Origin of the sequence: Saccharopolyspora sp. NPDC050642, assembly GCF_040654735.1 — a bacterium.
In the GTDB taxonomy this organism is placed as follows: Bacteria; Actinomycetota; Actinomycetes; order Mycobacteriales; family Pseudonocardiaceae; genus Saccharopolyspora; species Saccharopolyspora elongata.
This window is the reverse complement of sequence record NZ_JBFAIN010000001.1, coordinates 158,474-180,245: the sequence shown is the minus strand read 5'-3', so window position 1 is coordinate 180,245 and position 21,772 is coordinate 158,474. Positions and strand designations below refer to the sequence as shown.

Annotated in this window: 23 protein-coding genes and 1 pseudogene; 13 read left to right on the top strand and 11 right to left on the bottom strand. The window is 70.9% G+C overall.

Going from position 1 to position 21,772, the window contains the following annotated elements; translation table 11 throughout:
- Positions 1–62 precede the first annotated feature (62 nt).
- From AB0H93_RS00830 to AB0H93_RS00815, 4 genes are read left to right on the top strand one after another with little or no spacing between them, the layout of a single operon-like run.
- Positions 63–1,118: an ABC transporter substrate-binding protein gene (locus tag AB0H93_RS00830; RefSeq protein WP_358565302.1), complete on the top strand. Its 1,056-nt coding sequence runs from the start codon at positions 63–65 to the stop codon at positions 1,116–1,118.
- Positions 1,115–1,885 carry an ABC transporter ATP-binding protein gene (locus AB0H93_RS00825; protein ID WP_358565299.1) on the top strand — a complete coding sequence of 257 codons (771 nt, stop codon included), beginning with the start codon at positions 1,115–1,117 and terminating at the stop codon, positions 1,883–1,885. Before AB0H93_RS00830 ends, AB0H93_RS00825 begins: the two co-directional genes overlap by 4 nt.
- Complete coding sequence (locus AB0H93_RS00820) at positions 1,882–2,634, top strand: ABC transporter permease subunit (RefSeq protein ID WP_358565296.1); 753 nt, start codon at positions 1,882–1,884, stop codon at positions 2,632–2,634. The genes AB0H93_RS00825 and AB0H93_RS00820 overlap by 4 nt, the downstream gene beginning before the upstream one ends.
- The gene (locus AB0H93_RS00815) at positions 2,631–3,431 is read left to right on the top strand and encodes an ABC transporter permease subunit (RefSeq protein ID WP_358565294.1); all 801 of its coding nucleotides are present in this window, start codon (positions 2,631–2,633) and stop codon (positions 3,429–3,431) included. The genes AB0H93_RS00820 and AB0H93_RS00815 overlap by 4 nt, the downstream gene beginning before the upstream one ends.
- Positions 3,432–3,490: 59 nt before the next feature.
- Here AB0H93_RS00815 and AB0H93_RS00810 read toward each other — a convergent pair whose 3' ends face one another.
- Entirely contained in the window at positions 3,491–3,856 is a 366-nt protein-coding gene (locus AB0H93_RS00810; protein ID WP_165967949.1) for a S4 domain-containing protein, read from the bottom strand.
- 53 nt (positions 3,857–3,909) lie between these two features.
- Positions 3,910–4,374, bottom strand: a complete 465-nt coding sequence (locus AB0H93_RS00805; RefSeq protein WP_358565291.1) for a hypothetical protein — start codon at positions 4,372–4,374, stop codon at positions 3,910–3,912.
- 76 nt (positions 4,375–4,450) lie between these two features.
- On the opposite strand from AB0H93_RS00805, the pseudogene AB0H93_RS00800 reads away from it, so the two are divergent.
- Positions 4,451–5,439: pseudogene (locus AB0H93_RS00800) on the top strand (DUF5996 family protein).
- Here AB0H93_RS00800 and AB0H93_RS00795 read toward each other — a convergent pair.
- From AB0H93_RS00795 to AB0H93_RS00785, 3 genes are all read right to left on the bottom strand, one after another.
- Positions 5,440–7,257 carry a glycoside hydrolase family 15 protein gene (locus AB0H93_RS00795; RefSeq protein WP_358565288.1) on the bottom strand — a complete coding sequence of 606 codons (1,818 nt, stop codon included), beginning with the start codon at positions 7,255–7,257 and terminating at the stop codon, positions 5,440–5,442.
- Between the two features lie 138 nt (positions 7,258–7,395).
- Positions 7,396–8,217 carry a bifunctional allantoicase/(S)-ureidoglycine aminohydrolase gene (locus tag AB0H93_RS00790; RefSeq protein WP_358565285.1) on the bottom strand — a complete coding sequence of 274 codons (822 nt, stop codon included), beginning with the start codon at positions 8,215–8,217 and terminating at the stop codon, positions 7,396–7,398.
- Between the two features lie 188 nt (positions 8,218–8,405).
- Positions 8,406–8,909 carry a helix-turn-helix domain-containing protein gene (locus AB0H93_RS00785; RefSeq protein WP_358565282.1) on the bottom strand — a complete coding sequence of 168 codons (504 nt, stop codon included), beginning with the start codon at positions 8,907–8,909 and terminating at the stop codon, positions 8,406–8,408.
- Positions 8,910–9,000: 91 nt separating this feature from the next.
- On the opposite strand from AB0H93_RS00785, the gene AB0H93_RS00780 reads away from it, so the two are divergent.
- Positions 9,001–9,789 carry a crotonase/enoyl-CoA hydratase family protein gene (locus tag AB0H93_RS00780; protein ID WP_358565279.1) on the top strand — a complete coding sequence of 263 codons (789 nt, stop codon included), beginning with the start codon at positions 9,001–9,003 and terminating at the stop codon, positions 9,787–9,789.
- Positions 9,790–9,830: 41 nt separating this feature from the next.
- Complete coding sequence (locus AB0H93_RS00775; protein ID WP_358565277.1) at positions 9,831–11,897, top strand: 3-hydroxyacyl-CoA dehydrogenase NAD-binding domain-containing protein; 2,067 nt, start codon at positions 9,831–9,833, stop codon at positions 11,895–11,897.
- Positions 11,898–11,951: 54 nt separating this feature from the next.
- Here the strand turns inward: AB0H93_RS00775 and AB0H93_RS00770 are convergent, their stop codons facing one another.
- Entirely contained in the window at positions 11,952–12,842 is an 891-nt protein-coding gene (locus AB0H93_RS00770; RefSeq protein WP_358565274.1) for an oxidoreductase, read from the bottom strand.
- An 82-nt stretch (positions 12,843–12,924) separates the two neighbouring features.
- Here AB0H93_RS00770 and AB0H93_RS00765 point away from each other — a divergent pair, with 82 nt between their 5' ends.
- Both AB0H93_RS00765 and AB0H93_RS00760 read left to right on the top strand, forming a co-directional pair.
- A complete protein-coding gene (locus tag AB0H93_RS00765) occupies positions 12,925–13,515 on the top strand; it encodes a TetR/AcrR family transcriptional regulator (protein WP_358565271.1) in 591 nt (196 codons plus the stop codon).
- A 20-nt stretch (positions 13,516–13,535) separates the two neighbouring features.
- Positions 13,536–14,453, top strand: coding sequence for an LLM class flavin-dependent oxidoreductase (locus tag AB0H93_RS00760; protein ID WP_358565268.1), 918 nt, complete (start codon positions 13,536–13,538; stop codon positions 14,451–14,453).
- Between the two features lie 9 nt (positions 14,454–14,462).
- On the opposite strand, the gene AB0H93_RS00755 is transcribed toward AB0H93_RS00760, so the two are convergent.
- Together AB0H93_RS00755 and AB0H93_RS00750 are read right to left on the bottom strand one after the other, a co-directional pair.
- On the bottom strand, positions 14,463–14,984 hold the full coding sequence (locus AB0H93_RS00755) for a DinB family protein (protein ID WP_358565265.1): 522 nt from the start codon (positions 14,982–14,984) through the stop codon (positions 14,463–14,465).
- Between the two features lie 76 nt (positions 14,985–15,060).
- Positions 15,061–15,807: a DUF427 domain-containing protein gene (locus AB0H93_RS00750; RefSeq protein ID WP_358565262.1), complete on the bottom strand. Its 747-nt coding sequence runs from the start codon at positions 15,805–15,807 to the stop codon at positions 15,061–15,063.
- Between the two features lie 319 nt (positions 15,808–16,126).
- On the opposite strand from AB0H93_RS00750, the gene AB0H93_RS00745 reads away from it, so the two are divergent.
- Complete coding sequence (locus AB0H93_RS00745) at positions 16,127–17,104, top strand: DivIVA domain-containing protein (RefSeq protein WP_358565259.1); 978 nt, start codon at positions 16,127–16,129, stop codon at positions 17,102–17,104.
- On the opposite strand, the gene AB0H93_RS00740 is transcribed toward AB0H93_RS00745, so the two are convergent.
- Genes AB0H93_RS00740 through AB0H93_RS00730 form a run of 3 tightly spaced genes read right to left on the bottom strand, consistent with a single transcriptional unit; the run spans position 17,105 to position 19,748 of the window.
- Positions 17,105–17,767: an ABC transporter permease subunit gene (locus tag AB0H93_RS00740; RefSeq protein WP_132480038.1), complete on the bottom strand. Its 663-nt coding sequence runs from the start codon at positions 17,765–17,767 to the stop codon at positions 17,105–17,107.
- Entirely contained in the window at positions 17,764–18,798 is a 1,035-nt protein-coding gene (locus AB0H93_RS00735; protein ID WP_358565256.1) for a methionine ABC transporter ATP-binding protein, read from the bottom strand. Before AB0H93_RS00735 ends, AB0H93_RS00740 begins: the two co-directional genes overlap by 4 nt.
- Positions 18,795–19,748: a MetQ/NlpA family ABC transporter substrate-binding protein gene (locus AB0H93_RS00730; protein ID WP_358565253.1), complete on the bottom strand. Its 954-nt coding sequence runs from the start codon at positions 19,746–19,748 to the stop codon at positions 18,795–18,797. Before AB0H93_RS00730 ends, AB0H93_RS00735 begins: the two co-directional genes overlap by 4 nt.
- A gap of 247 nt (positions 19,749–19,995) precedes the next feature.
- On the opposite strand from AB0H93_RS00730, the gene AB0H93_RS00725 reads away from it, so the two are divergent.
- The 3 genes from AB0H93_RS00725 to AB0H93_RS00715 are packed head-to-tail and all read left to right on the top strand — an operon-like array spanning position 19,996 to position 21,751.
- The gene (locus AB0H93_RS00725; RefSeq protein ID WP_358565250.1) at positions 19,996–20,229 is read left to right on the top strand and encodes a DUF5708 family protein; all 234 of its coding nucleotides are present in this window, start codon (positions 19,996–19,998) and stop codon (positions 20,227–20,229) included.
- Positions 20,226–20,852, top strand: a complete 627-nt coding sequence (locus tag AB0H93_RS00720; RefSeq protein ID WP_358565247.1) for a TetR family transcriptional regulator C-terminal domain-containing protein — start codon at positions 20,226–20,228, stop codon at positions 20,850–20,852. Before AB0H93_RS00725 ends, AB0H93_RS00720 begins: the two co-directional genes overlap by 4 nt.
- Positions 20,849–21,751 (top strand): CPBP family glutamic-type intramembrane protease, encoded by a 903-nt coding sequence (locus tag AB0H93_RS00715; protein ID WP_358565244.1) that lies wholly within the window; start codon positions 20,849–20,851, stop codon positions 21,749–21,751. Before AB0H93_RS00720 ends, AB0H93_RS00715 begins: the two co-directional genes overlap by 4 nt.
- Positions 21,752–21,772 lie beyond the last annotated feature (21 nt).

The window sequence follows — 21,772 nt, the reverse complement described above, 5'->3', positions numbered from 1 at the left end:
GGCCGGATCTTTCGTCTGCGCGCACATGGATCGCGCCTGCGCCGTTTGTTTGACTGCCACGCATGATTAACCTCCGGTCTGCCGGCCGGCCCCTCGACCGGCGTCGATTCCTCCGTCTGTCCGGGCTGGCGCTGGGCGGCTCGGCGCTGCTGTCGGCCTGCGGCGGCAACGCGTCGAGCGGTTCCGCCGGCGGCTCGGTGTCCATGCAGCTGTCCTGGGTGAAGAACGTCGAGTTCGCCGGCCAGTACTTCGCCGACAGCCGCGGCTACTTCACGCAGGCGGGCTTCGAGCGGGTGGAGCTGCTCGCCGGAGGCGCCGCGGGCACCTCGGCGGAAGCGGCGATCGCCACCGGCCGGGCGTGGATCGGCGTGTCCGCGCCGCTGATCACCGCCCCGGCGATCAAGCAGGGCGCGCCGCTGAAGATCGTCGCCGCGACCTACCAGAAGAACCCGTTCGCGGTCGTGTCGCTGGAGAAGAACCCGATCCCCGACGCCAAGTCGATGATCGGCAAGCGGATCGGCGTGCAGGACGGCAACGACCTCGCCTTCACCGCGCTGCTGAAGGCCAACGGCATCGACCCGGGCCAGCTCACCCGCGTGCCGTTCCAGTTCGACCCGACGCCGATCACCACCGGCCAGATCGACGGCTACCTCGGGTTCTCCACCAGCGGCGCCGCCACGCTCGCCCGCCGCGGCGTCCCGGCGACGCAGTTCCTGTTCGCCGACAACGGGTTGCCGCTGGTCGGCGAGACGCTGATCGTTTCGCAGCAGACCATCGACGAGGAACGCGACAAGTTGAAGGCGTTCCTGAAGGCGATGGTGCGAGGCTGGAAGGACGCCATCGCCGACCCGGCCGGCGCCGCGCGCCTCGCGGTCGACCAGTACGGCAAGGACCAGAACCTCAAGGCCGACGAGCAGGAGGGGATGATGCAGCGCCAGGCCGAGCTGATCGTCTCCGACGACACCAGGGCGAACGGGCTGCTGACCGTCTCCGACGAGCTCATCCGGGCCAACATCGACTCGCTGAAATTCGCCGGGATCGACATCGCCGCCGACGACCTGTTCGACCTCGCCCCGCTGCGCGAGGTCTACCAGGAGAACCCGGACCTGCTGCGGTGACCGAGGGAATTTCGCTGTCAGGACTGGGAAAGCGCTTCGCGCTGCGCAAGAACCCGGTCACCGCGCTGGAGAACGTCGACCTGCACACCGAGCAGGGGGCGTTCCTGTCGCTGCTCGGGCCGTCCGGCTGCGGCAAGTCCACGGTGCTGCGCATCCTCGCCGGGCTCGAAGAGCCCACGACCGGCACCGCGCTCGTGCACGGCGAGACGCCGCTGGAACTGCGCAAGCACCACCACCTCGGGATCGCGTTCCAGGACTCGGCGCTGCTGCCGTGGCGCAGCGTCGCGACCAACATCCGGCTGCCGCTGGAGGTCGCGGGCCTCAAGCCGGAGCCGGGGCTGATCGACGAGCTGATCGAGCTGGTCGGGCTCGGCGGCTTCGAGAAGGCGAAGCCCGCGCAGCTCTCCGGCGGGATGCGCCAACGCGTTTCGATCGCCCGCGCCCTCGTGGTCCAGCCGCGCGTGCTGCTGCTCGACGAGCCCTTCGGCGCGCTGGACGACATGACCAGGCAGCGGCTCAACCTGGAACTGCTGCGGATCTGGACCGAACGCCCGGCCACCACGCTCATGGTGACCCACGGCATCTCCGAGGCGATCTTCCTGTCCGACGTCGTCGCGGTGCTCAGCCCGCGGCCCGGCCGCGTCCTCGAGGTCGTCGAGATCGACCTGCCCCGCCCGCGCACCCCGGAGATGATGCGCACGCCCGAGTTCCACGCGCTGCACGACCACATCTCGGAGCTGCTGTTCACCGCGCGGACCGCCTCATGACCCGCTGGCTGGGCGGTGCCGCCGGGATCGCGGCACTGGTGGCGCTGTGGTGGGTGCTCGCGGCGACGGTGTTCGCCGGCGGCGGCGCGGTGCCGACGCCGCTGGCCGTCGCGCAGCAGTTCGCCGAGGACGGCTGGCAGTTCTACTGGGACAACGCGAGCGTCACCCTCGGCGGGGCCGGAATGGGTTACCTGTGGGGGAATCTCATCGCGCTGGCGATCGCGATGGTGGTGCTGCTGTTCCCGGTCACCGAGGGCGTGGCCACCCAGCTCGCGGTGGTCAGCTACTGCATGCCGCTGACCGCGATCGGCCCGATCATCCTGGTGGTGTTCGGCGGCCGGACGCCCACGATCTTCCTCGCCGCGTTGTCGGTCTTCTTCACCACGCTGGTCGGTTCGCTGCTCGGCCTGCGCGCGGCCGACAAGGCGAGCCTGGACGTCGTGACCGCCTACGGCGGCAACCGCTGGCACCGCCTGGTCAAGGTGCAGCTCGTCGCCGCGCTGCCGGCGGTGCTCAACGCGCTGAAGATCGCGGTGCCCGCGGCGCTGCTCGGCGCGATCATCGGGGAGTACCTCGGCGGTGTCGACAGTGGACTCGGCGTGGTGCTGACGGTGGCCCAGCAGCAGTACGTGGTGCCGCGCACCTGGGCGCTGGCCGTGGTGTGCGGGCTGCTCGCCGGCGTCGGCTACGCGCTGCTCGCCGTGCTCGGACGGCTGATCACGCCGTGGGCCAAGGGGGAGCAGGGATGAGCACGTTCGCCCGATCCGCGATCCGCCTGCTGATCCCGATGGTGGCCTCGGCCGTCGTCGTGGTGCTGCTGTGGATCGCGTTCCTGGAGCTGTTCGACATCAACTCGATGGTCGGCAAACCGCCGTCGGCGGTGTGGGAGTACTTGGTCACAGACGACGACGCGGCCGCCAACCGCGCCACCGTCTTCGGCAACCTGGCGATCACGTTGCGCGACGCGAGCCTCGGCTTCGTCGCCGGCCTGGTCGCGGCGATCGTGCTCGCGGTGGCGTTCTTCCTGGCGCGCGGCGTCGAGCAGGCCGTCATGCCGGTGGCGATGCTGCTGCGCTCGGTGCCGCTGGTGGCGATGACGCCGCTGATCATGCTGGTCTTCGGCCGCGACGCCGTCGGCATCGCGGTGATCGGCGGGATCGTGGTGTTCTTCCCGGCGCTGGTGAACCTGGTGTTCGGCCTGCGCTCGGCGCCGCGCCCGACGATCGACCTGGTCACGGCCTACGGCGGCGGCAAGGTGACGGTGCTGCGGAAGGTGGCGGTCCCGGCGGCGCTGCCCGCGCTGTTCGCCTCGGCGCGCATCGCGGTGCCGGGCGCGCTGATCGGCGCGTTGATCGCGGAGTGGCTGGCCACCGGCCAGGGCACCGGGGGAGCGATCCTGCGCGCGGTCGGCGGCTTCCGCTACGACGAGCTGTGGGCGTCGGTCGTGGTCCTCACGGCGACATCGATCGTCCTCTACACGCTGGTGGGCCTGGTCGAAACGGCAGTGGTGACCCGCTTCTTCCCGGACCGGGCGGCGAAGAGCTAGGGCCCGTGCGCGTGTTGTGCTGCTATGGCAACCCAAAACACGCACGGGCCGGAGCCTGCTCAGGCGCCCCGCTCGCGGAACTTGTCGATCATCCGGCGGTCCCGCTTCGTGGGCCGTCCGGCGCCCCGCTCGCGGCGGGCCACCGGCACCGAGGTCTCCGGCGGCGGAGCCGGTGTCCGGTCGATGTAGCAGGTGGAGGCATCGGCCGCGCCGACGCGCCGCTGGATCACCCGCACCACCTCGACGACGCGGGTCCGGTCGCCGACGCGGGCTCGAACCTCGTCACCGGGACACACGGTGGTCGCGGGCTTGGCGGGGCGGTCGTTGACGCGCACGTGCCCGCCGCGGCAAGCGGCGGCGGCGTCCGGGCGGGTCTTGGTCAGCCGGACGGCCCAGAGCCAGCGGTCGATACGGGTGGACTCCACAGCACCACATGATGTCACGGCGACCCGGCGCGATCCGCCGACCGGCCTTCGGGTCAAGGCTGGCAGGTGTACTCGGCGCTCACGTCGACCGTCTCGGCGCCCGGGTCGTACCTGACCTTGACCAGGTATTCGTCGCTGCGGTCCACGGAGACGTAGACCATCTCGGCGATCTCGGGAGTGCTCCTGTTGTGGTCGAGCCAGTTCGAGCGACCGCGCCAGAAGGTCTCGACGGCGTCGAGGTACTGGCGTGCCTGCTCGGGGCGGACGTTCGTGGCCTGAGTCGTGGCTCTGGCCCTGGTCGTCCCGTAGAAGGTCTTGTCGTCGTCGTCCGTCCCCTCGCAAGGGAGGTCGGCACCGGCCGATGTGCTCGCGAACTGCAAGGCGGTGGAGCCGGCGGACTGGGTCGCCTGGAGGTCGGCCTTCACCCGGTCCAGTGGCGCGGGCCCTTCGGGCGCACAGCCTGCGATGAAGCAACCAACGGCGGCGGCCATCGCCGCGAACCCTCGTCGACCCAGCAAGGTTTCTCCTCGGTGAAAGCGGTGTTCCCGGTACTGAGACGTTCGGCAGGCCGGAAGGTTGATCGGCGTGGCCAGAATGCCGGGCGGTGGGTTGGTGGGGGAGGCACACTGGGGCCGTCGGGACGGCTTGCTGGGGGCGGCTATGGCAGGTTTTGGGGATTCTGCGGGCGATTGGCCTTCGCTGCGCGTGTCCGAGTGGGTCGATACGCGCGACACGTTGCACATGTGGATGCAGGTCGTCGGGAAGGTCCGGCTGGCCCTGGCGCCCATGGTCAACCACTGGTGGCAGGTTCCGCTCTACCTCTCCGCTCGCGGCCTCACCACCTCGCTCATGCCGCACGACCGGCGTTCGCTCGACATCGAGTTCGACTTCTGCGAGCACGTGCTGCACATCCGGTCCAGCAGCGGGGAAGCGCGGCGGATCCGCTTGGCGCCGAAGCCCGTCGCCGAGTTCTACCGGGAGACCATGGCCGCGCTCCGCGAGCTCGAACTGCCGGTCTCCATCTGGACCATGCCGCGGGAGATCGAGCACGCCATTCCGTTCGAGGAGGACACCGAACACTCCTCCTACGACCCGGAGCACGCGCACCTGTTCTGGCAGCAGCTGCTCGCCGCCCACCGGGTGCTGACCGAGTTCCGGTCGCGGTTCGTGGGGAAGGTCAGCCCGGTGCACTTCTTCTGGGGCGCGATGGACCTGGCGGTCACCCGGTTCTCCGGCCGGACCGCGCCGGACACCCGGGCGGCGCCCCCAACTGCGCGGACTGGGTGATGGTCGAGGGCTACTCCCACGAGCTCAGCAGCTGCGGCTTCTGGCCGGGCGGGTCCGGCGAGGGCACCTTCTACTCGTACGCGTACCCCGAGCCCGCCGGGTACGTCCAGCACCCGGTCCGCCCGGCCGACGCCTCCTACAGCCCCGAGATCGGCGAGTTCCTGCTGCCCTACGAAGCCGTGCGCACCGCGGCCGACCCGGACGCGACGCTGCTGGAGTTCCTGCAGACCACCTACGAGGCCGCCGCCGACAACGCCGCCTGGGACCGGCACCGGCTGGAAGGCGCCCCGGCCTGATCAGCCGAGCGCCCGGTCGAGGTTGAACGCCGAGCTGATCAGCGCGAGGTGGGTGAAGGCCTGCGGGAAGTTGCCCAGCTGCTCGCCGGTGTGGCCGATCTCCTCGGCGTAGAGGCCCAGGTGGTTGGCGTAGGTGAGCATCTTCTCGAACGCCAGCCGGGCCTCTTCGAGGCGGCCCGCGCGGGTCAGCGCCTCGACGTACCAGAACGAGCAGATCGAGAACGTGCCCTCGGTGCCCGGCAGGCCGTCCGGGCTGGCGAGCGGGTCGTAGCGGTAGACCAGCGAGTCCGACACGAGGTGCTCGCCCAGCGCGTCGAGCGTGGCCAGCCACTTCGGGTCCGTCGGCGAGACGAACTTGGCCAGCGGCATCATCAGCACCGCCGCGTCGAGCACGTCGTCGCCCTCGTGCTGGACGAACGCGCGCCGCTTCTCCGACCAGCCGCGCTTCATGATCTGCCGGTAGACCTCGTCGCGGGACCGCCGCCACCGCGGGATGTCGGCGGGCAGGCCCCGGTGGTTGGCCAGCCGCATGGCGCGTTCGATCGCCACCCAGCACATCAGCCGCGAGTACAGGAAGTTCTTGCGGCCGCCGCGGGTCTCCCAGATGCCCTCGTCGGGGCGGTCCCAGTTGTCGCAGAGCCAGTCCACCACGTCGACCACCTCGTCCCAGCGGTCGCTGGAGATCGGCTCGCCCCACTTGTCGTAGAGGTAGATCGAGTCGATCAGCGCCCCGTAGATGTCCAGCTGGAACTGGTCGACGGCGGCGTTTCCGACGCGCACCGGGGCGGAGCCCTGGTAGCCGCTGAGGTGGTGGAGTTCGCGTTCGGGCAGTTCGCTGCGCCCGTCGATGCCGTACATGATCTGCAGCGGACCCGACGAATCGCAGCGGCGCAGGTCGACGTGCTGGGATAGGAAACCCATGAACGCCTCGGCCTCCGCGGTGAACCCCAGCCGCAGCAGGGCGTACACGCAGAACGCGGCGTCCCGGATCCACACGTAGCGGTAGTCCCAGTTCCGCGCGCCGCCGATGCTCTCCGGCAGGCTCGTCGTCGGCGCGGCCACGATCGCGCCGGTCGGCGCGTAGGTGAGCAGCTTCAGCGTCAGCGCGGAGCGGTGCACCATCTCCCGCCACCGGCCGCGGTAGCGGGACGCCGACAGCCAGTTCCGCCAGAACCGCACCGTGGCGGAGAACTCGTGCTCGGCTTCGGCCAGCGGGCACTCCCGCGGGGCCACGTCACCGCCGACCCGGTCGAGGGCGAACACCGCGACCTCGCCCTCGTGCAGCTTGAACGCCGACCAGACGTCCGATCCGTCGGGCTCGACCGGCACGCTGGCCGTCAACGCCAGGGACAGCTCGTCCGACTCGAAGATCGCCTGGCAGCCTTCGATGCGCAGGGTGTGCGGCCGCGTCGCGTAGTCGAACCGCGGCGCCACCCGGGCGCGGAACGGCAGCGAACCCCGCACGCACACCACCCGGCGGATCAGCCGGTGCCGGCCCGCCTCGCGCGAGTCGTCCACGATCGGCATGAAGTCCTGGATCTCGCCGACGCCGTCCTCGGCGAAGAACCGGGTGATCAGCACGTTGGTGTCCGGGAAGTAGAACTGCTTGGTCCGCGTGGACACGTCGGCGGCGAGTTCGAAGGAACCGCCCCGCTCGGCGTCGAGGACCGCGGCGAACACGCTCGGCCCGTCGAAGCGCCCGCAGCAGTACCAGTCGATCGTGCCGTTGGTGCCCACCAGGGCGACGCTGCGCAGGTCGCCGATCAACCCGTGATCGGCGATCGGCAGGTATCCCGGGGGTTGTTGGTTCGACGTCACGGGTGCCTCCCGTGCAGCATTCCCGCGCGAGCGCGCGAGGACCGACACCCTCGTTCTACCCCTGCCCCCGGGCGGAGCACCAGTGGAACGAGCGTGGCCCGGCGGAACCCGCCGGGCCATCGCTGCTCGTCGCCGGCGTCAGGTCAGCTTGATCTGCCGGTTGACGTCCTTGTACAGCAGGTAGCGGAACTTGCCCGGGCCGCCCGCGTAGCAGGCCTGCGGGCAGAAGGCGCGCAGCCACATGAAGTCGCCGGCCTCGACCTCGACCCAGTCGTCGTTGAGGCGGTACACCGCCTTGCCCTCGAGGACGTAGAGCCCGTGCTCCATCACGTGCGTCTCGGCGAACGGGATCACGGCACCGGGCTCGAACGTCACGATGTTGACGTGCATGTCGTGCGACATGTCGTTCGGGTCGACGAACCGGGTCGTCGCCCAGGCGCCGTTGGTGTCGGGCATCGGCGTCGGCTCGAGGTCCTGCTCCTGCAGCGCGAACGCCTTGGGCGTCGGGTAGCCCGCCACCGGCTCGTAGGCCTTGCGCACCCACTGGAAGGTCGCGACCGCGTCGGACTCGTTGGCCACCGACCAGCTGCCGCCCGCCGGGAGGTAGGCGTACCCGCCCGCCGTGAGGACGTGCTTCTCGCCCTCGATGACGACGTTCAGCGTGCCGGTGAGCAGGAACAGCACCGACTCGACGCCGCTCTCCGGCTCCGGCTCGGTGCTGCCGCCGCCGGGCGAGACCTCGACGATGTACTGCGCGAACGTGGTGGCGAACCCGGCGATCGGCTTGGCGAGGATCCACGCGCGGGTGTTGATCCACCCGGGCAGGTTGCTGGTGACGATGTCCCGCAGCACGCCACGAGGGATGACGGTGTACGCCTCCTTCACCACGGCCCGGTCGGTCAGCAGAGTGCTCTGCGACGGCAGGCCGCCCTCTGGGGCGTAGTACGTCGGCTCGCTCAAGTTGCAACTCCTGTCTTGATCGACGTTCACACGCTGCCGTGCAGTGCTTGCCGGGTGCGCCGCGGGGGCCAGCGATGTGTGACGTGGACAGCGTAAGGCCCCGGAACCCGTCGGGACAGCCGTCCGAGGTCTACGTATACATCACATCCGGACTTCGCTGAACCGCGCTGAATCGGTTTGGCGGGGAGTCACTCCGGTCGCGAGCCGAAGCGCGCCCGGACGTCCTCGCGGTCGGCGAGGCGGGCGGGGAACCCGGGGCCGAGCTCCTTGGTGACGGAACCGGCCGTGAGCGGTTGCGCGCAGTGCTCGCAGACGACGACGCCGTGGGTGGCCTGCCCGCAGGTGTGCCGGGTGATCACCGGCGGCCCGGACTCGCCGGCCAGCCAGCGGTCGCCCCAGGCCATGATGGCCGCGAGCACCGGGTAGAAGTCCTCGCCCTTCTCGGTGAGGACGTATTCGTACCGGTCGGGCCGCTGCTGGTAGCGCACGCGGTCGAGCAGGCCCTCCTCGACCAGCCGCTGCAGCCGGGCGTTGAGGGTGTTGCGCGCCAGGCCCAGGGACTCCTGGAAGTCGTCGAACCGCCGGATCCCGGCGAACGCCTCGCGCAGCACGAGCGGGGTCCACCAGTCGCCGATCAGGTCCATGGTCCGGGCGATGGAGCAGGGCCAGTTCGCCAGCGAAGTCCGCTTCATGCCGCCGATCGTAGTGGGTTGTCCTACTGGACGGACGTTGCTACGTTCCCAGTCAGTTGTTCTAGAGGACTGACTCCGAGCGGAGGACCGGATGAGCGCGGAAGCCGAGCCCGGCGAGGTCACGATGCGGATCGATGGTCGGGTCGCGATCATCACCGTGGCCAACGAGGCCAAGAAGAACTCCTACACGCCGGCGATGATGGAGCAGCTGAGCGCGCACCTCACGGCGTTCGACGACGATGACGAGCTCTGGGCGGCGGTGTTCTGCTCGGCGGGCGAGCACACCACGGCCGGGCTGGACATGCCGAAGTTCTTCGGGCCGAACGCCACGGCGAAGCCGCGCCGGGAGGACCAGGTCGACCCGTTCGGGCTCGGCCGCCGGTGCCGGAAACCGGTCGTCGCGGCGGTGCAGGGCATCACCTACACCGTCGGGATCGAGCTGATGCTGGCCGCGGACATCGTGGTCGCCGCGGACACCGCCCGGTTCGGGCAGATCGAGGCCAAGCGAGGCATCGCGCCGCTGGGCGGCGCGCACTTCCGGTACCTGACCAGGACCGGCTGGGGCAACGCGATGTACCACCTGTTCCTGTGCGAGGAGTTCGACGCGCGGCGCGCCCTGCAGATCGGGTTCGTGCAGGAGGTCGTGCCCTTCGGCGAGCACGTCGACCGCGCGATCGAGCTGGCGAAGCTGATCTGCCGGAACGCGCCGCTGGGCATCCGGGCGACCAAGGAGGCGGCGCTGACCTTCGTCGATGCGGCGGAGCGGGCAGCGATCGCCGAAATCCCGCGAATTCGTGAGAAGGTGTTCGCAACCGAGGACTTCCGGGAGGGCATCCAGTCCTTCGTGGAGCGGCGCGCGGCCGAATTCCAGGGCCGTTGAGCCGAAGAGAACGACGCACTACCAGAAAGCGGGTCTGCTGCATGTCCACCGAGTACGCCCTCGACGGTCCCGTCGCGATCATCCGAATCGAGAACCCACCGGTCAACGGGCTCGGGCACGCCGTGCGCGAGGGGATCGTGCGGGATCTGCACCGGGCCCTGGAATCCGCCGACGTCGAAGCCGTCGTGCTGACCGGCCGTCCGGGCTTCTTCTCGGCGGGCGCCGACATCACCGAGTTCGGGACGCCCAAGTCCGCGGCGGAGCCGACGCTCGTGGACGTCATCGCCGCGCTGGACGCCGCCGGCAAGCCGGTCGTGGCGGCCATCGACGGCACCTGCTTCGGCGGCGGGCTGGAGCTCGCGCTGGGCGCGCACTACCGGGTCGCCACGGCCGCCAGCAAGCTCGGGCTCCCGGAGGTGACGCTCGGGCTCGTCCCCGGTGCCGGCGGCACCCAGCGGCTGCCGCGCGCGGTGGGCCCGGCGGTGGCGGCCGAGATGATCACCGGCGGCAAGCCGCGCACCGCCAAGGCGCTCGCGGGCGTCGAAGGCCAGCGGTTGCTCGACCGGGTCGTGGACGGCGACGTGGTGGCGGCCGCGACGGCGTTCGCCCGCGAGATCGCCGCGGTGCGGCCGCTGCCGAGGGTCCGCGACCTCGCCGTCGGCGGCGTGGACGAGGTGAGCGCGATGCGCGAGCCGCTGCGCCGCCGCAGCCGCGGGTTCGAGGCGCCGCTGGCCGCCCTCAAGCTGGTGGAGCTGTCCGGGACCGCGCCGTTCGACGAGGCGCTGGCCGAAGAGCGCCGGACGTTCCTGGAGCTGATGGGCGGCACGCAGTCCGCCGCGCTGCGGCACGCGTTCTTCGCCGAGCGGGCCGCCCGCAAGATCCCCGATGTGCCGCGCGAGACGCAGCCGCGCTCGGTCGAGAAGGTGTCCGTCATCGGCGCCGGCACCATGGGCGGCGGGATCGCGATGAACTTCCTCAACGCGGGCATCCCGGTCGTCATCGTGGAAACCGGCCAGGAGGCGCTGGACCGCGGGCTGGGCATCATCCGCCGGAACTACCAGGCCCAGGTGGACAAGGGGAAGCTCGCGGCGGACGTGCTCGAACGGCGGATGGCGCTGCTGACGCCGAGCCTCGACTACGCCGACGTGTCCGACAGCGACCTGGTCATCGAAGCGGTCTTCGAGGACATGGGCGTCAAGCGCGAGGTGTTCACCAAGCTGGACGCGGCGGCCAAGCCCGGCGCGATCCTGGCGTCGAACACCTCGACCCTCGACGTCGACGCGATCGCCGCGGTCACCGGGCGGCCCGGCGACGTGGTGGGCATGCACTTCTTCAGCCCCGCCAACGTGATGAAGCTGCTGGAGGTCGTGCGCGGCGCCGAGACCGCCGACGACGTGCTGGTCACGGCGATGTCGGTGGGGCAGCGGGTCGGCAAGACCGCAGTGGTGTCCGGGGTGTGCGACGGCTTCATCGGCAACCGGATGCTGGCCGAGTACCGGGACGCCGCGATGGCGCTGCTGCGCGCCGGGGCGTCGCCGGCCGAGGTCGACTCGGCGATCGAGGGCTTCGGCTTCGCGATGGGCCCGTTCCGGATGGGCGACCTGGCGGGCAACGACATCAGCTGGGCGATCCGCAAGCGCCGCTACGCGGAGCACCCCGACTCGCCGCGCGACGAGATCTCCGACGCGCTGTGCGAGCTGGGACGGTTCGGCCAGAAGACCGGGGCGGGTTGGTATGACTACAAGTCCGGCAGCCGGGAGGCGATCCCGAGTCCGGTCGTCGACGAGCTGCTGACGTCGTACCACGAGAAGCACGGCACCCAGCGCCGCACCTTCGAGGCGGAGGAGATCGTGCAGCGCCTGGTCTTCGCGCTGGTGGACGAGGGCGCGCGGATCCTCGACGAGGGAATCGCGCTGCGCGCCTCGGACATCGACGTGGTGTACCTGGCGGGCTACGGATTCCCCCGGCACCGTGGCGGCCCGATGCACTACGCGAACACCGTGGGCACGGCGAACGTGCTGGCCGCACTGTGGAAGTTCCACGAGGACGGCTGGGAGCCGGCGCCGCTGCTGGTCCGCCTGGCCGATGAGTCCGCGAACTTCGGCTGACGGCAGATGACCAGCTGGGCCACTGTGGACTCGTCCACAGTGGCCCAGCTGCTTTCAGCTCGCCTTGGCGAGGGGGAAGCCGGTTCCGGTCAGTTCCTCGGACAGCGTCCACAGCTTCTTCGCCGCCGCCGAGTCGCTGGCCGCGGCCGACCGGCTCACCAGCGTCGGACCGCCGCGCACCTCGAACAGGCCGTCCGGGCCGAGGTAGCTCGCGCCGGGCAGGTCCTGGGTCGCGGCGTAGAGCGTCGGCAGCGCGCCGGCCTTCGCGTCCTGCGCCACGATCCGGTTGCCGACGCGCATGAGCAGGCGCAGCGCGGCGCTCGGGGAATGGCTCTGCAGGTTCGTGGCCGCGTAGCCGGGGTGCGCGGCGAATGCCCGCACGGGCGAACCGGCCTCGGTGAGCCGCCGCTGCAGCTCCAGCACGAACAGCAAGTTCGCCAGCTTCGACTGGCCGTAGGCGCGCCGCGAGTCGTAGGCGCCGGTGAAGTTCGGGTTGTCGAAGTTGATGCCCCGGACGTACCGGTGCGCCGTGGAGGCCACGGTCACCACGCGGTCGGTGACGCGCGGGAGCAGCAGGTTCGTGAGCGCGAAGTGGCCGAGGTGGTTGGTGCCGAACTGCGTCTCGAAGCCGTCCTTGGTGCGTCCCTCCGGCGGGATCATCACCCCAGCGTTGTTGATCAGCAGGTCGACGTCGCCGTCCCAGGAACCGGCGAACTCCCGCACCGAGGCGAGGTCGGCGAGGTCGAGGCGGCGGACCTCGTGGCTGCCGGGGAGCGCGGCCGCCGCCTCCGCGCCCTTGGTGACGTCCCGGACGGCGAGCACCACGTGCGCGCCGGCCCTGGTCAGTGCGCGGGCCGTGTGGACGCCCAGGCCGCTGTTGGCGCCGGTGATGATCGCGGTGCGGCCGGTCAGGTCGGGGATCCGATCGATGCTCCAAGCAGGCATGGGCGCCAATGTAGTCACCGACAACAAAGTTGACAATGGCAACAATGCTGCCGGTGTCAACATCCACGGTAGGCTGCTGGTCATGGCTGGAGGTCGTTATCACCACGGGGACCTTCGCGCCGCGTTGCTGGACTCCGCCACCACCGCGCTGCGCACGCGCGGGGTCGACGCCCTGTCCCTGCGGGAACTCGCGCGGGACATCGGCGTCAGCCACGCCGCGCCGCGACGGCACTTCAAGGACAAGCGGGCGCTGCTGAACGCGCTCGCCCTGCGCGGGTTCGAGCGCCTGACCGCCGAGCTCGACGCGGCCGCGGCCACCGAGGGCCCGTTCCGCCGCAGGCTGACCGCGCTGGCCCGGGCCTACGTCCGCTTCGCAGTGCACGACGCGGAACTGCTCGAGCTGATGTTCGTCCGGAAGCACGCGCCGGACGCCTCCGAGGAGCTGGTCGCGGCGGGCCACCGGCTGGGCACGTCGATGCTCGCGGTCATCGTGGACGGCCAGCGCAGCGGCGACGTGCACGCTGGCGGGACCGATGGCATCGGCCTGTCGGTGTTCGCCGGGCTGCACGGCTTCGCCAGCCTGGCGGCCAGCGGCATGGTCCCGGAAGAGGGCTCGGACGCCGCGCTCGACGTCCTCCTCGGCGAGCTCCTCAACGGCATCGCGCCCCGCTGAACGGGGGCTACGATCACCGCATGAGGTTCGCGATCTCGATCCCGCAGTTCTTCGCAGACGGCGAGTTCGACGCCGCCGGCTTCGCCGGTTACCTGAGGCGGGTCGAGGAACTCGGCTTCGAAAGCGCGTGGACCCAGGAGCAGGTGCTGGGCACCATGCCGCAGCTGAGCCCGATCGAGACGATGACCTTCGCTGCGGCCTGCACCGACCGGCTGCGGCTGGGCTGCGCCGTGCTGGTGACCACCCTGCACAACCCGGTGCACCTCGCGAAGAGCCTGAGCACGCTGGACCAGATGTCCCGGGGGCGGCTGGAGATCGGTGTCGGCACGGGCGGCCGCGGCCGGATGTTCGCCGCGTTCGGCGTCGAGCCGGAGCGTTTCGTCGGCCGGTTCACCGAGGGCCTGGAACTGATGAAGCAGCTGTGGACGCGGCCGCGGGTGACCTTCGACGGCCGGTTCTGGCAGCTCGAAGACGCCGCGATGGAGCCCAAGCCGTTCCAGAAGCCGCATCCGCCGATCTGGTTCGGCGGCAACAGCCCGGCGGCGCTGCGGCGCGCGGTCCGCCACGGCAACGGCTTCTTCGGCGCCGGATCGTCGCCCACCGAGCGGTTCGCCGACCAGGTCCGGACCGTGGCGGACGCGCTCGCCGAGCAGGAGCGGGACCCGGCCGACTTCCCGATCGCCAAGCGCGTCTACATCGCGGTCGACGACTCGCCGGAGCGCGGTCGGGAGCGGATGAACACCGAGCTGGAGCGCCTCTACGGCCGCCGTTCCGAAACCATCGAGGCCGCCGCAGTCGTCGGCACACCGGAGGATTGCGAGCGGGAGCTACGCGCGGTCGCGGCCGCCGGTGCGCAGCGCACCCTGCTCAGCCCGATGTTCGACCATGCCGAGCAGACCGAGCGCCTGGCGGCCGAGGTCCTGCCCCGGCTCCGCTGACGTTCCCGGTCACGACGCGGCGCGCACCAGGCGGAGCTGGCCGATCTCGGCGGCGTTCTTCATCAGTTCCGCGTTGACCCAGCCGACCGTGTGCGCCACGGTCATCCCGGGGTCGTCGTTCGGCCAGGGGAACGCGACGGCGTCCAGGTCGGCGTCGGTGAACTCGTCCAGGACGGCGAGCCAGTCCGCGCGCAGCCCGCGCAGCCAGTCGATGGCCGGCTGCCCGGCGCCGGGCCACTCGACCTCGGTCCGGTCGCGCGGCGGCACGCCCCGCGCGTGGTCGATGGTCACGCTCCACCACCAGCCGATGTGCCAGGTGATCCAGCCGATGGTGGGCACCGGGATGGGATCGGGCTCGGCGTCGGCCCAGTCCGGCACCCACGCCCCGTCCTCGCCCCGGCGCATCGTCCAGCAGAGCTTCGCGGGCTCCCAGTGGAAGTCCTCGGGGCTCAGCCGTTCCAGGTGGAACTCGAACAGCGACCAGGTCAGGTCGAACTGCCAGCGCAGCAGTTCGCGGCGGGATGCGATCATGGGATGATCTTCGCATTCCGCTCGGCCGGGGCGAAAGCGATTTTCCCGATCATCCACGGTGGACGGTCGCCGGTGGTCAGGAGAACGGCGTGTGCGGCTTCTCCTGGACCTCGCCGTCGATGGTGACCTCCACCCGCTCGTCGTAGAAGCAGGCGAGGCCGGCGATCTTCTGGCTCTCCGGCAGCGGCGTGCGGTAGGCCCAGACGATGTCGGGGTGTTCGGTGCCGTCGACCACCACGTGCCAGTACGTCGCGGTCCCCTTGTAGGGGCACTGGGTCCGCCGGTCCGACGGCCGCAGCAGTTCCATCCGGACATCGGCCAGCGGGAGGTAGTAGCGCGGCGGCAGGCCGGTCTCGAAGAGGATCTGCGGGCGGCGCGAGTCGGCCACCACGAAGCCGCCGACGCGCACGACGACGTGCCGCGAGCCGGCCAGGATGTCGACCCGCTTGTACGGGTCGCGCGGGTGCACGTAGACGGGCTCGTCCTCCTCGAACCACTCGTCCATCGCGTCCCAGTCGATCCGCACCAGGCCCTGGGCGGGGGAGGAGTCCGGGAACCGGACGGCGGCGCCCTCGGCGGAAGCTCCGTCGACCAGCACGTCGTGGACGTCGCCGTCGCCCAGCAGGTCGACGCGGCGCGTGCCGCCGGTCGGGCGCAGCCGCGCCTGGACGTCCTCGGCCGGCAGGTAGTAGGTCGGGTAGTAGGGGTGCTCCCACACGAGCATCGGGCGCCTGGAGTCGGCGACGAGCCGCCCGCCGAGGTAGGTGCGCACCCGCTTGGGCGATTGCTGGATCTTCGGCGGCTCGCCCGGGTTGTCGGTCATGGCGTCCTCCGCTGTTCGCGCGTCTGGTACCTCCCATCCTGGCGCGCGGGCACGGCGCGGGCCACCACGCGCCTGGTCCTCAGTGGACGATCAAGTGTGTTGGGCCGTTCGGGCGCAGCCGCCGGGGCCACTGTCCGCAGTCGGCCGGGTGCTCGGCGCAGCGTGCGACGAACGCCCCATTTCGAGGATGCCCGGAAGGGTTGATCTCGGGCGCCGCCCCGGGCAAGCTGTTCGCGCAGAACGGGCGGGTCGGGGGCTCGGGCGGTCAACGCCGGGCATGCGTCCGAAAGTTGGCGGCACATGCCCTGGAGGCTCGAGGATGCTCACCCCCGACGACGTGCGCAACGTTGCTTTCGCCAGGAGCTGGCGACGCAACCGCGGCTACGACGAGCGCGAGGTGGACGAACTCCTCGAACGCGTCGAGGCGACGCTGCGCGGGAAGCGGCTGGTGACCGCGCGCGACGTGCTCACGGCGCGGTTCAGCCCGGGCAGGCCCGGACGGTCCTACAAGAAGTCCCAGGTCGCCGAGTTCCTGGACCAGATCGCGCTGACCCTGATGAAGCGCGAGGTGCGGGAGTCCGAGCGCCGCGAGAAGCGGGGCGGCGCGGTGAGCGAGGAGAAGACCGTGGTCCGGCGCGCGACCCCGGTCGTGGAGCCGGCGCCCCGGCGCGGCGAGGTCGTGCAACCGGGGCGCGTCGAGGTGTTCAGCAGTTCGGCGGCGCAGCAGAACGTGCTGGACAAGGCCGAGGTCGATGCGTTCATGGACCGCGTCGAGGCCACCCTCCGCGGTGCCGACACGCTGACCGCGCAGGACGTGCTGGGCGCCCGGTTCAACCCGCCCGGGCCGGGCCGGCCGGGCTACCAGGAGGCCAGCGTCTTCGCCTTCCTCGTCATGGTCTCCACGATGATCAAGAACATGACCCCGCGGCAGCGGCCGCAGGCCGTCCCGGCGCAGCGGATGCCGATCGCCCGCGCCTTCCCGCGCGCGCTGGTGGCCGGGACGCCCCAGCTCACCCCGGAGGCGATCGGCAGCGTGGTGCTGCACGGTTCCGCCGGCAACGAGCACGGCTACGACGAGGACGAGGTCGATGACTTCCTGGACCGCGTCGCCGACACCCTGCGCGGCGCCGACACGCTGACCTCGCGCGACGTGCAATCCGTCGCGTTCCGCGCGCAGCCCGAGCCGGGCACCGGCTACGACCGGGCCGAGGTCGACTCGCTGCTGGACCTCATCGCGGAGCGCCTGGACGCCGACGCGCCGGTGAGCGCCCGCCGGAACGAGCGCTCACCGGGTTGATCAGCCGCGCAGCGCCTTGCGGGACAGCAGGTTGCCCAGGTACTGGGCCGCCTGCACCAGCACGATGATGATCAGCACCGCGATCGCGGTGATGCCCCACTCGAAGCGCTGGTAGCCGTAGGTGATGGCGAAGTCCCCGAGCCCGCCGCCGCCGACCGCGCCCGCGACGGCCGTCATGTCGACGACCGCGACGAACACGAAGGTGTAGCCGAGGATCAGCGGCCCGAGCGCCTCCGGCACCAGCAGGCCCACGATGATCCGCAGCGGGCTCGCCCCCATCGCGCGGGCCGCCTCGATGACCCCGGGGTCGATGGTCACCAGGTTCTGCTCGACGATCCGCGAGATGCCGAACGTGGCCGCCACGGTCAGCGCGAACGTGGCCGCGGTGGTGCCCAGCGTGGTGCCGACCACCTGGATCGTCAGCGGGCCGATCGCCGTGATGAAGATGATGAACGGGATCGGCCTGATGATGTTCACCAGCACGTTCAGCACCACGAACACGAAGCGGTTGGCGAGGATCCCGCCCGCCCGCGTGGTGTAGAGCAGGATGCCGAGCACCAGGCCGAGGAAACCGCCGATCAGCATCGTGGCCAGCACCATCCAGATGGTCTGGCCGATCGAGGTGAGCAGCACCGGCCCGATCGTCGCCCAGTCGATGTTCACGCCACCAGCTCCTGCACCTCGGTGATCTCGCGGAGCTCGGCGATCAGCGCGTCGACGCCGTCGGTCGCGCCGTTGAGCTCCAGCGTCAGCCTGCCCAGCGACTCGCCGCCGAGCTCCTTGATCCCGCCGTAGACGATCTCGAACCGGACGCCGTGCCTGCCCAGCGCGTTGGACAGCACGGCGCCGATCCGCCGGTCGTCGCGGATGCTCGCGGTCACCAGCCGGCCGTCGTGCCGGGCGCGCAGCCTGGCGAGGTTCTCGCCGTCGGGCTGGTCGTGCAGCACGGTTTCCACGAACCGGCGGGTGATCGCGGTCTTGGGCGCGGAGAACACGTCCACCACGCTGCCCTGCTCGACGACGCGCCCGGCGTCGAGCACCGCCACCCGGTCGGCGATCTCCCGGACCACCTCCATCTCGTGGGTGATCACCACGATGGTCACCCCGAGCTCGGTGTTGACCCGCTTGAGCAGCCGCAGCACCTCGCCGGTGGTCTCCGGGTCGAGCGCGCTGGTGGACTCGTCGGCGAGCAGGATCTTCGGGTTGGTCGCCAGCGCCCGGGCGATGCCGACCCGCTGTTTCTGCCCGCCGGAGAGCTGGTCGGGGTAGTGCCAGGCCTTGTCGGCGATGCCGACGAACCGCAGCAGCTCCGCGACCCGCTCCTCGCGCCGCCGCTTGTCCCAGCCCGCGATCTTCAGTGGGTAGGCGACGTTGCCGAACACGGTGCGCGAGCGGAGCAGGTTGAACTGCTGGAAGATCATGCCGATGCCGAGCCGGACCTCGCGCAGCCGCCGCTCGGGCAGGCCGGTGATGTCGGTGCCGCCGACGACGACCTGCCCGGTGCTGACCGGCTCCAGCGCGTTGATCAACCGGACCAGGGTGCTCTTGCCCGCCCCGGAGTAGCCGATGATCGCGAACACCTCGCCGGCGTGGATGGTCAGGTCGACGTCCGCCAGCGCGGTGACCGCGCGGTCGCCGGAGCCGAAGGTCTTGCCGACGCCGCGGAACTCGATGAGCGGGGACCCCGTGCTCACTTGGCGGCCTTCACGGTCTGCGTGAGGTCGGCCAGGATGCCCTCCAGTTCGGCCTGCGGGCGGTCGACGAGCACCGACGTGCCCTTCGAGTCGGCCTCGGCCTGCCCGGAGACGCGCTTGTCCCGGTAGATCTCGACGAGCTTGTGGTAGGTCGGGTTGTCCCGGTCCTCGGCGCGGACGACGAACGCGTTGATGTAGGGCGCGGCGGCCGGGCTGTCGGGGTCGTCGCCGAACAGCGCCTTGCTCGGGTCGAGGTCGGCGTCGAGGGCGAAGTTGTTGTTGATGATCGCCGCGTCCACCGACGGCAGCGACGCGACGGTCTGCGCGGCGTCGACCGGGGTGACGGTCACCTTCGAGGCCGCGGCGTCGATGTCGGCCGGGGTGGCGAGCACGGTCCCGCCGTCCCTGAGCTTGATCAGCCCGGCCTGCTGGAGGACCAGCAGCGCCCGCGCCTGGTTGGTGGGGTCGTTCGGGATCGCGACGGTGCCGCCCTGCGGGACGTCGGCGACGTTGGTGTGCTTGCGGGAGTACAGGCTCAGCGGCACGACGTAGGTCGAGCCGATCGGGGTGAGGGTGTCCGAATTGGACGCGTTGTAGTTGGCGAGGAAGAGCAGGTGCTGGAAGAGGTTCACGTCGATCTGCTTCTGCGACAGCGCCGGGTTGGCCTGGTGGTAGTCGCTGAAGTTGACCGTCTCGAGGTCGATGCCCTGGGCGGCGGCGAGGTCCTTGTAGGTCTTCCAGTACGACTTGCCGGCGTCGGTCACGCCGATGCGCACCTTGGTGCGGCCGGCCGCGGTGTCGGTCGAGCCGCCCTGCACCACGACGATCACCGCGACGACGGCGATCACCACCAGCGCGGCCAGGCCCAGCAGGACGCCCCGTCGCTTCTGCTTGGGCTTCTCCGGCAGCCCGAGGTCGTTGTTCTCGGGGGCGTTGTCGTTCTCGGACATGTCTTGCCTTTCGCGGTGTCGGCGCGCGGGAATCCGATGCGTGCGCGCCCTTCGGACGCCACGATGCAACAGCCGGCCGAGGAACCAGACATCGTTTCATGATCTGGATTTTCGGGGCGCGATTTGCCGTTGGAGCCTGCGCCGTGCTAGGCGTCCGCCTCGTCGTGACCCGCATCCCGCAATCGATCGAAAGGCCTGCTCGGGGTGTCCTATACGGTCGTACGGTACGTCTGTACCATACGATCGTATGGGTAACGTTGAGAAGATCGAAAGCGGCGCTCGTGCCGCGCGCAGGACCCTCGTCAGCGGCGTGGTTCTGGCGCTGATCGGTGCCGTGCTGTGGGCGACGACGGGCGGGGTCGAGCTGCCGGTCGTCTCGCCGAGCAAGGTCGGGGTCGTCCTGCTCGTGGTGGGCGCCATCGAGATCGTGGTGGGTCTCGCGATGATGATCGGCCGGTCGGCACGCGGCCGGCAGGGGTGACGGTCGGGGGCCGCGCCGCCGAGCGGCGAGCGCACCTGATCGGCGCGGTGCTCGACCTGATCGACGGGGGCGGGATCCCGGCCGTCAGCATGCGCGCGGTGGCCGCCGCGGCGGGCGTGTCCCTCGCACAGGTCCAGTACTACTTCCGGAGCAAGGAGCAGCTCATCGTCGAGGCGTTCCGCCACATCTGCCGCGATGTGGAGGAGCGCGCGGCGGCGGTGGGCTTCGACGGGCCCGCCCGCTCGGTGCTGCGCGCGCTGATCGACCTCTGGCTGCCGGTCGACGAGCGCCTCAGCCGCGACGCCCGCGTGTGGTTGGCGTTCTCCGCCGAGGCGACCACGCGGCCGTCGCTCATGAGCTTCGCCGCGGAGGTGGACGAAGGGCTCCGCGAGGCGTTCGCGCAGATCCTCCGGCGTGCGAGCGAGAGCGGTGAGCTCAACCCGGCCGCCGACCCGGTGACGGCGGCGGCCGGGCTGCTCGCGGTCATCGACGGGCTCGTCGTGCAGTCGCTGGTCCTCGACGAGTCCGAGCGCGCGGGATTCCTCGGTCCGCGCGTCGAGGCCCACCTGGACCTGCTCTTCCCGAAGGCGCAACGGAAAGCGAAAAGGAGCAAGGGAACATGATCGTGCACCGTCCTGGCGCGCTCGCGGTGCTCGGGCGCGCCGTGCTCGGCCCGATCGCGATGGCTTTCGCGTTGGGTGTCGCGACGGCGGTAGCGCCGGCGACCGGCGACGACGGATTCGCCGTGCGCCTCCTGCCTGCGGTGCTGACCAGCTTGATCGCGGTGCCTGTCGTCGTCCTGCTGTGGCGGCGCCGTGGCGGGCTGCGCGGGCTGGGGCTGACGGCGGACCTGCGCGGGCTGCGGGGCTTCCTGCTCGGGTGCGTCGTGACCGCGGGCAGCGCCGCCCTCGTGTTCGGCGCCGGGACCGCAGCGGGCTGGCTGCGGTGGACTGACCTGGATCTGGGAAGCCTGGCGGTCTTCCTCGTCACCAACGCGATCGTCGCGTTCCTGCTCGAGGCGCTGCCGGAGGAGCTGACGCTGCGCGGGCACGCTTGGTGCACCCTGCGATCGCGGTTCGGGCGATGGGCGGCGGCCGTCGGCACCACGGCGATCTTCCTGGTCGTCCCGGCGGGGGCTGCCCTCGTCGCGGCAGGGGTCGCGGTGCTGGGCGGCGGATCGCCCGGCGCCATCGGTTGGGCGCCCGCGGGCGAGGATCCGGTGTCCTACCTGATCCTGCTCACCGTTTTCGGCATCGCGCTGATCGCCGCGCGCGGCGCCACCGGTTCACTGTGGACGAGCATCGCGACCCACCTCACGTTCCTCACCGTGCAGCGCATCGTCCTGGACGGCGAACGCCGGGACGCGGGGTGGTCGGCCGAGATGACCACGCCCGACGCCCTGCTGCTCGTGCCCGCCTACCTGCTGCTCGCGGCCGTCGTCTTCCTCGGCGTCCGCCGGCTGGCCCGCACGGCCGCTCGCCGCGACCCGGCTTCCCTCCAAGCCGGCCCCGAGACGGTGTAGCGAGCGGGCAGGGTCGGCTCA

Bases quoted from the DNA above. Each gene is read 5' to 3' on its own strand.
- AB0H93_RS00830 (WP_358565302.1), top strand. From the start codon at position 63: ATGATTAACCTCCGGTCTGCCGGCCGGCCCCTCGACCGGCGTCGATTC.
- AB0H93_RS00820 (WP_358565296.1), top strand. From the start codon at position 1,882: ATGACCCGCTGGCTGGGCGGTGCCGCCGGGATCGCGGCACTGGTGGCG.
- AB0H93_RS00815 (WP_358565294.1), top strand. From the start codon at position 2,631: ATGAGCACGTTCGCCCGATCCGCGATCCGCCTGCTGATCCCGATGGTG.
- AB0H93_RS00785 (WP_358565282.1), bottom strand. From the start codon at position 8,909: ATGAAGCGGACTTCGCTGGCGAACTGGCCCTGCTCCATCGCCCGGACC.
- AB0H93_RS00780 (WP_358565279.1), top strand. From the start codon at position 9,001: ATGAGCGCGGAAGCCGAGCCCGGCGAGGTCACGATGCGGATCGATGGT.
- AB0H93_RS00775 (WP_358565277.1), top strand. From the start codon at position 9,831: ATGTCCACCGAGTACGCCCTCGACGGTCCCGTCGCGATCATCCGAATC.
- AB0H93_RS00770 (WP_358565274.1), bottom strand. From the start codon at position 12,842: ATGCCTGCTTGGAGCATCGATCGGATCCCCGACCTGACCGGCCGCACC.
- AB0H93_RS00765 (WP_358565271.1), top strand. From the start codon at position 12,925: ATGGCTGGAGGTCGTTATCACCACGGGGACCTTCGCGCCGCGTTGCTG.
- AB0H93_RS00760 (WP_358565268.1), top strand. From the start codon at position 13,536: ATGAGGTTCGCGATCTCGATCCCGCAGTTCTTCGCAGACGGCGAGTTC.
- AB0H93_RS00755 (WP_358565265.1), bottom strand. From the start codon at position 14,984: ATGATCGCATCCCGCCGCGAACTGCTGCGCTGGCAGTTCGACCTGACC.
- AB0H93_RS00750 (WP_358565262.1), bottom strand. From the start codon at position 15,807: ATGACCGACAACCCGGGCGAGCCGCCGAAGATCCAGCAATCGCCCAAG.
- AB0H93_RS00745 (WP_358565259.1), top strand. From the start codon at position 16,127: ATGCTCACCCCCGACGACGTGCGCAACGTTGCTTTCGCCAGGAGCTGG.
- AB0H93_RS00730 (WP_358565253.1), bottom strand. From the start codon at position 19,748: ATGTCCGAGAACGACAACGCCCCCGAGAACAACGACCTCGGGCTGCCG.
- AB0H93_RS00725 (WP_358565250.1), top strand. From the start codon at position 19,996: ATGGGTAACGTTGAGAAGATCGAAAGCGGCGCTCGTGCCGCGCGCAGG.
- AB0H93_RS00715 (WP_358565244.1), top strand. From the start codon at position 20,849: ATGATCGTGCACCGTCCTGGCGCGCTCGCGGTGCTCGGGCGCGCCGTG.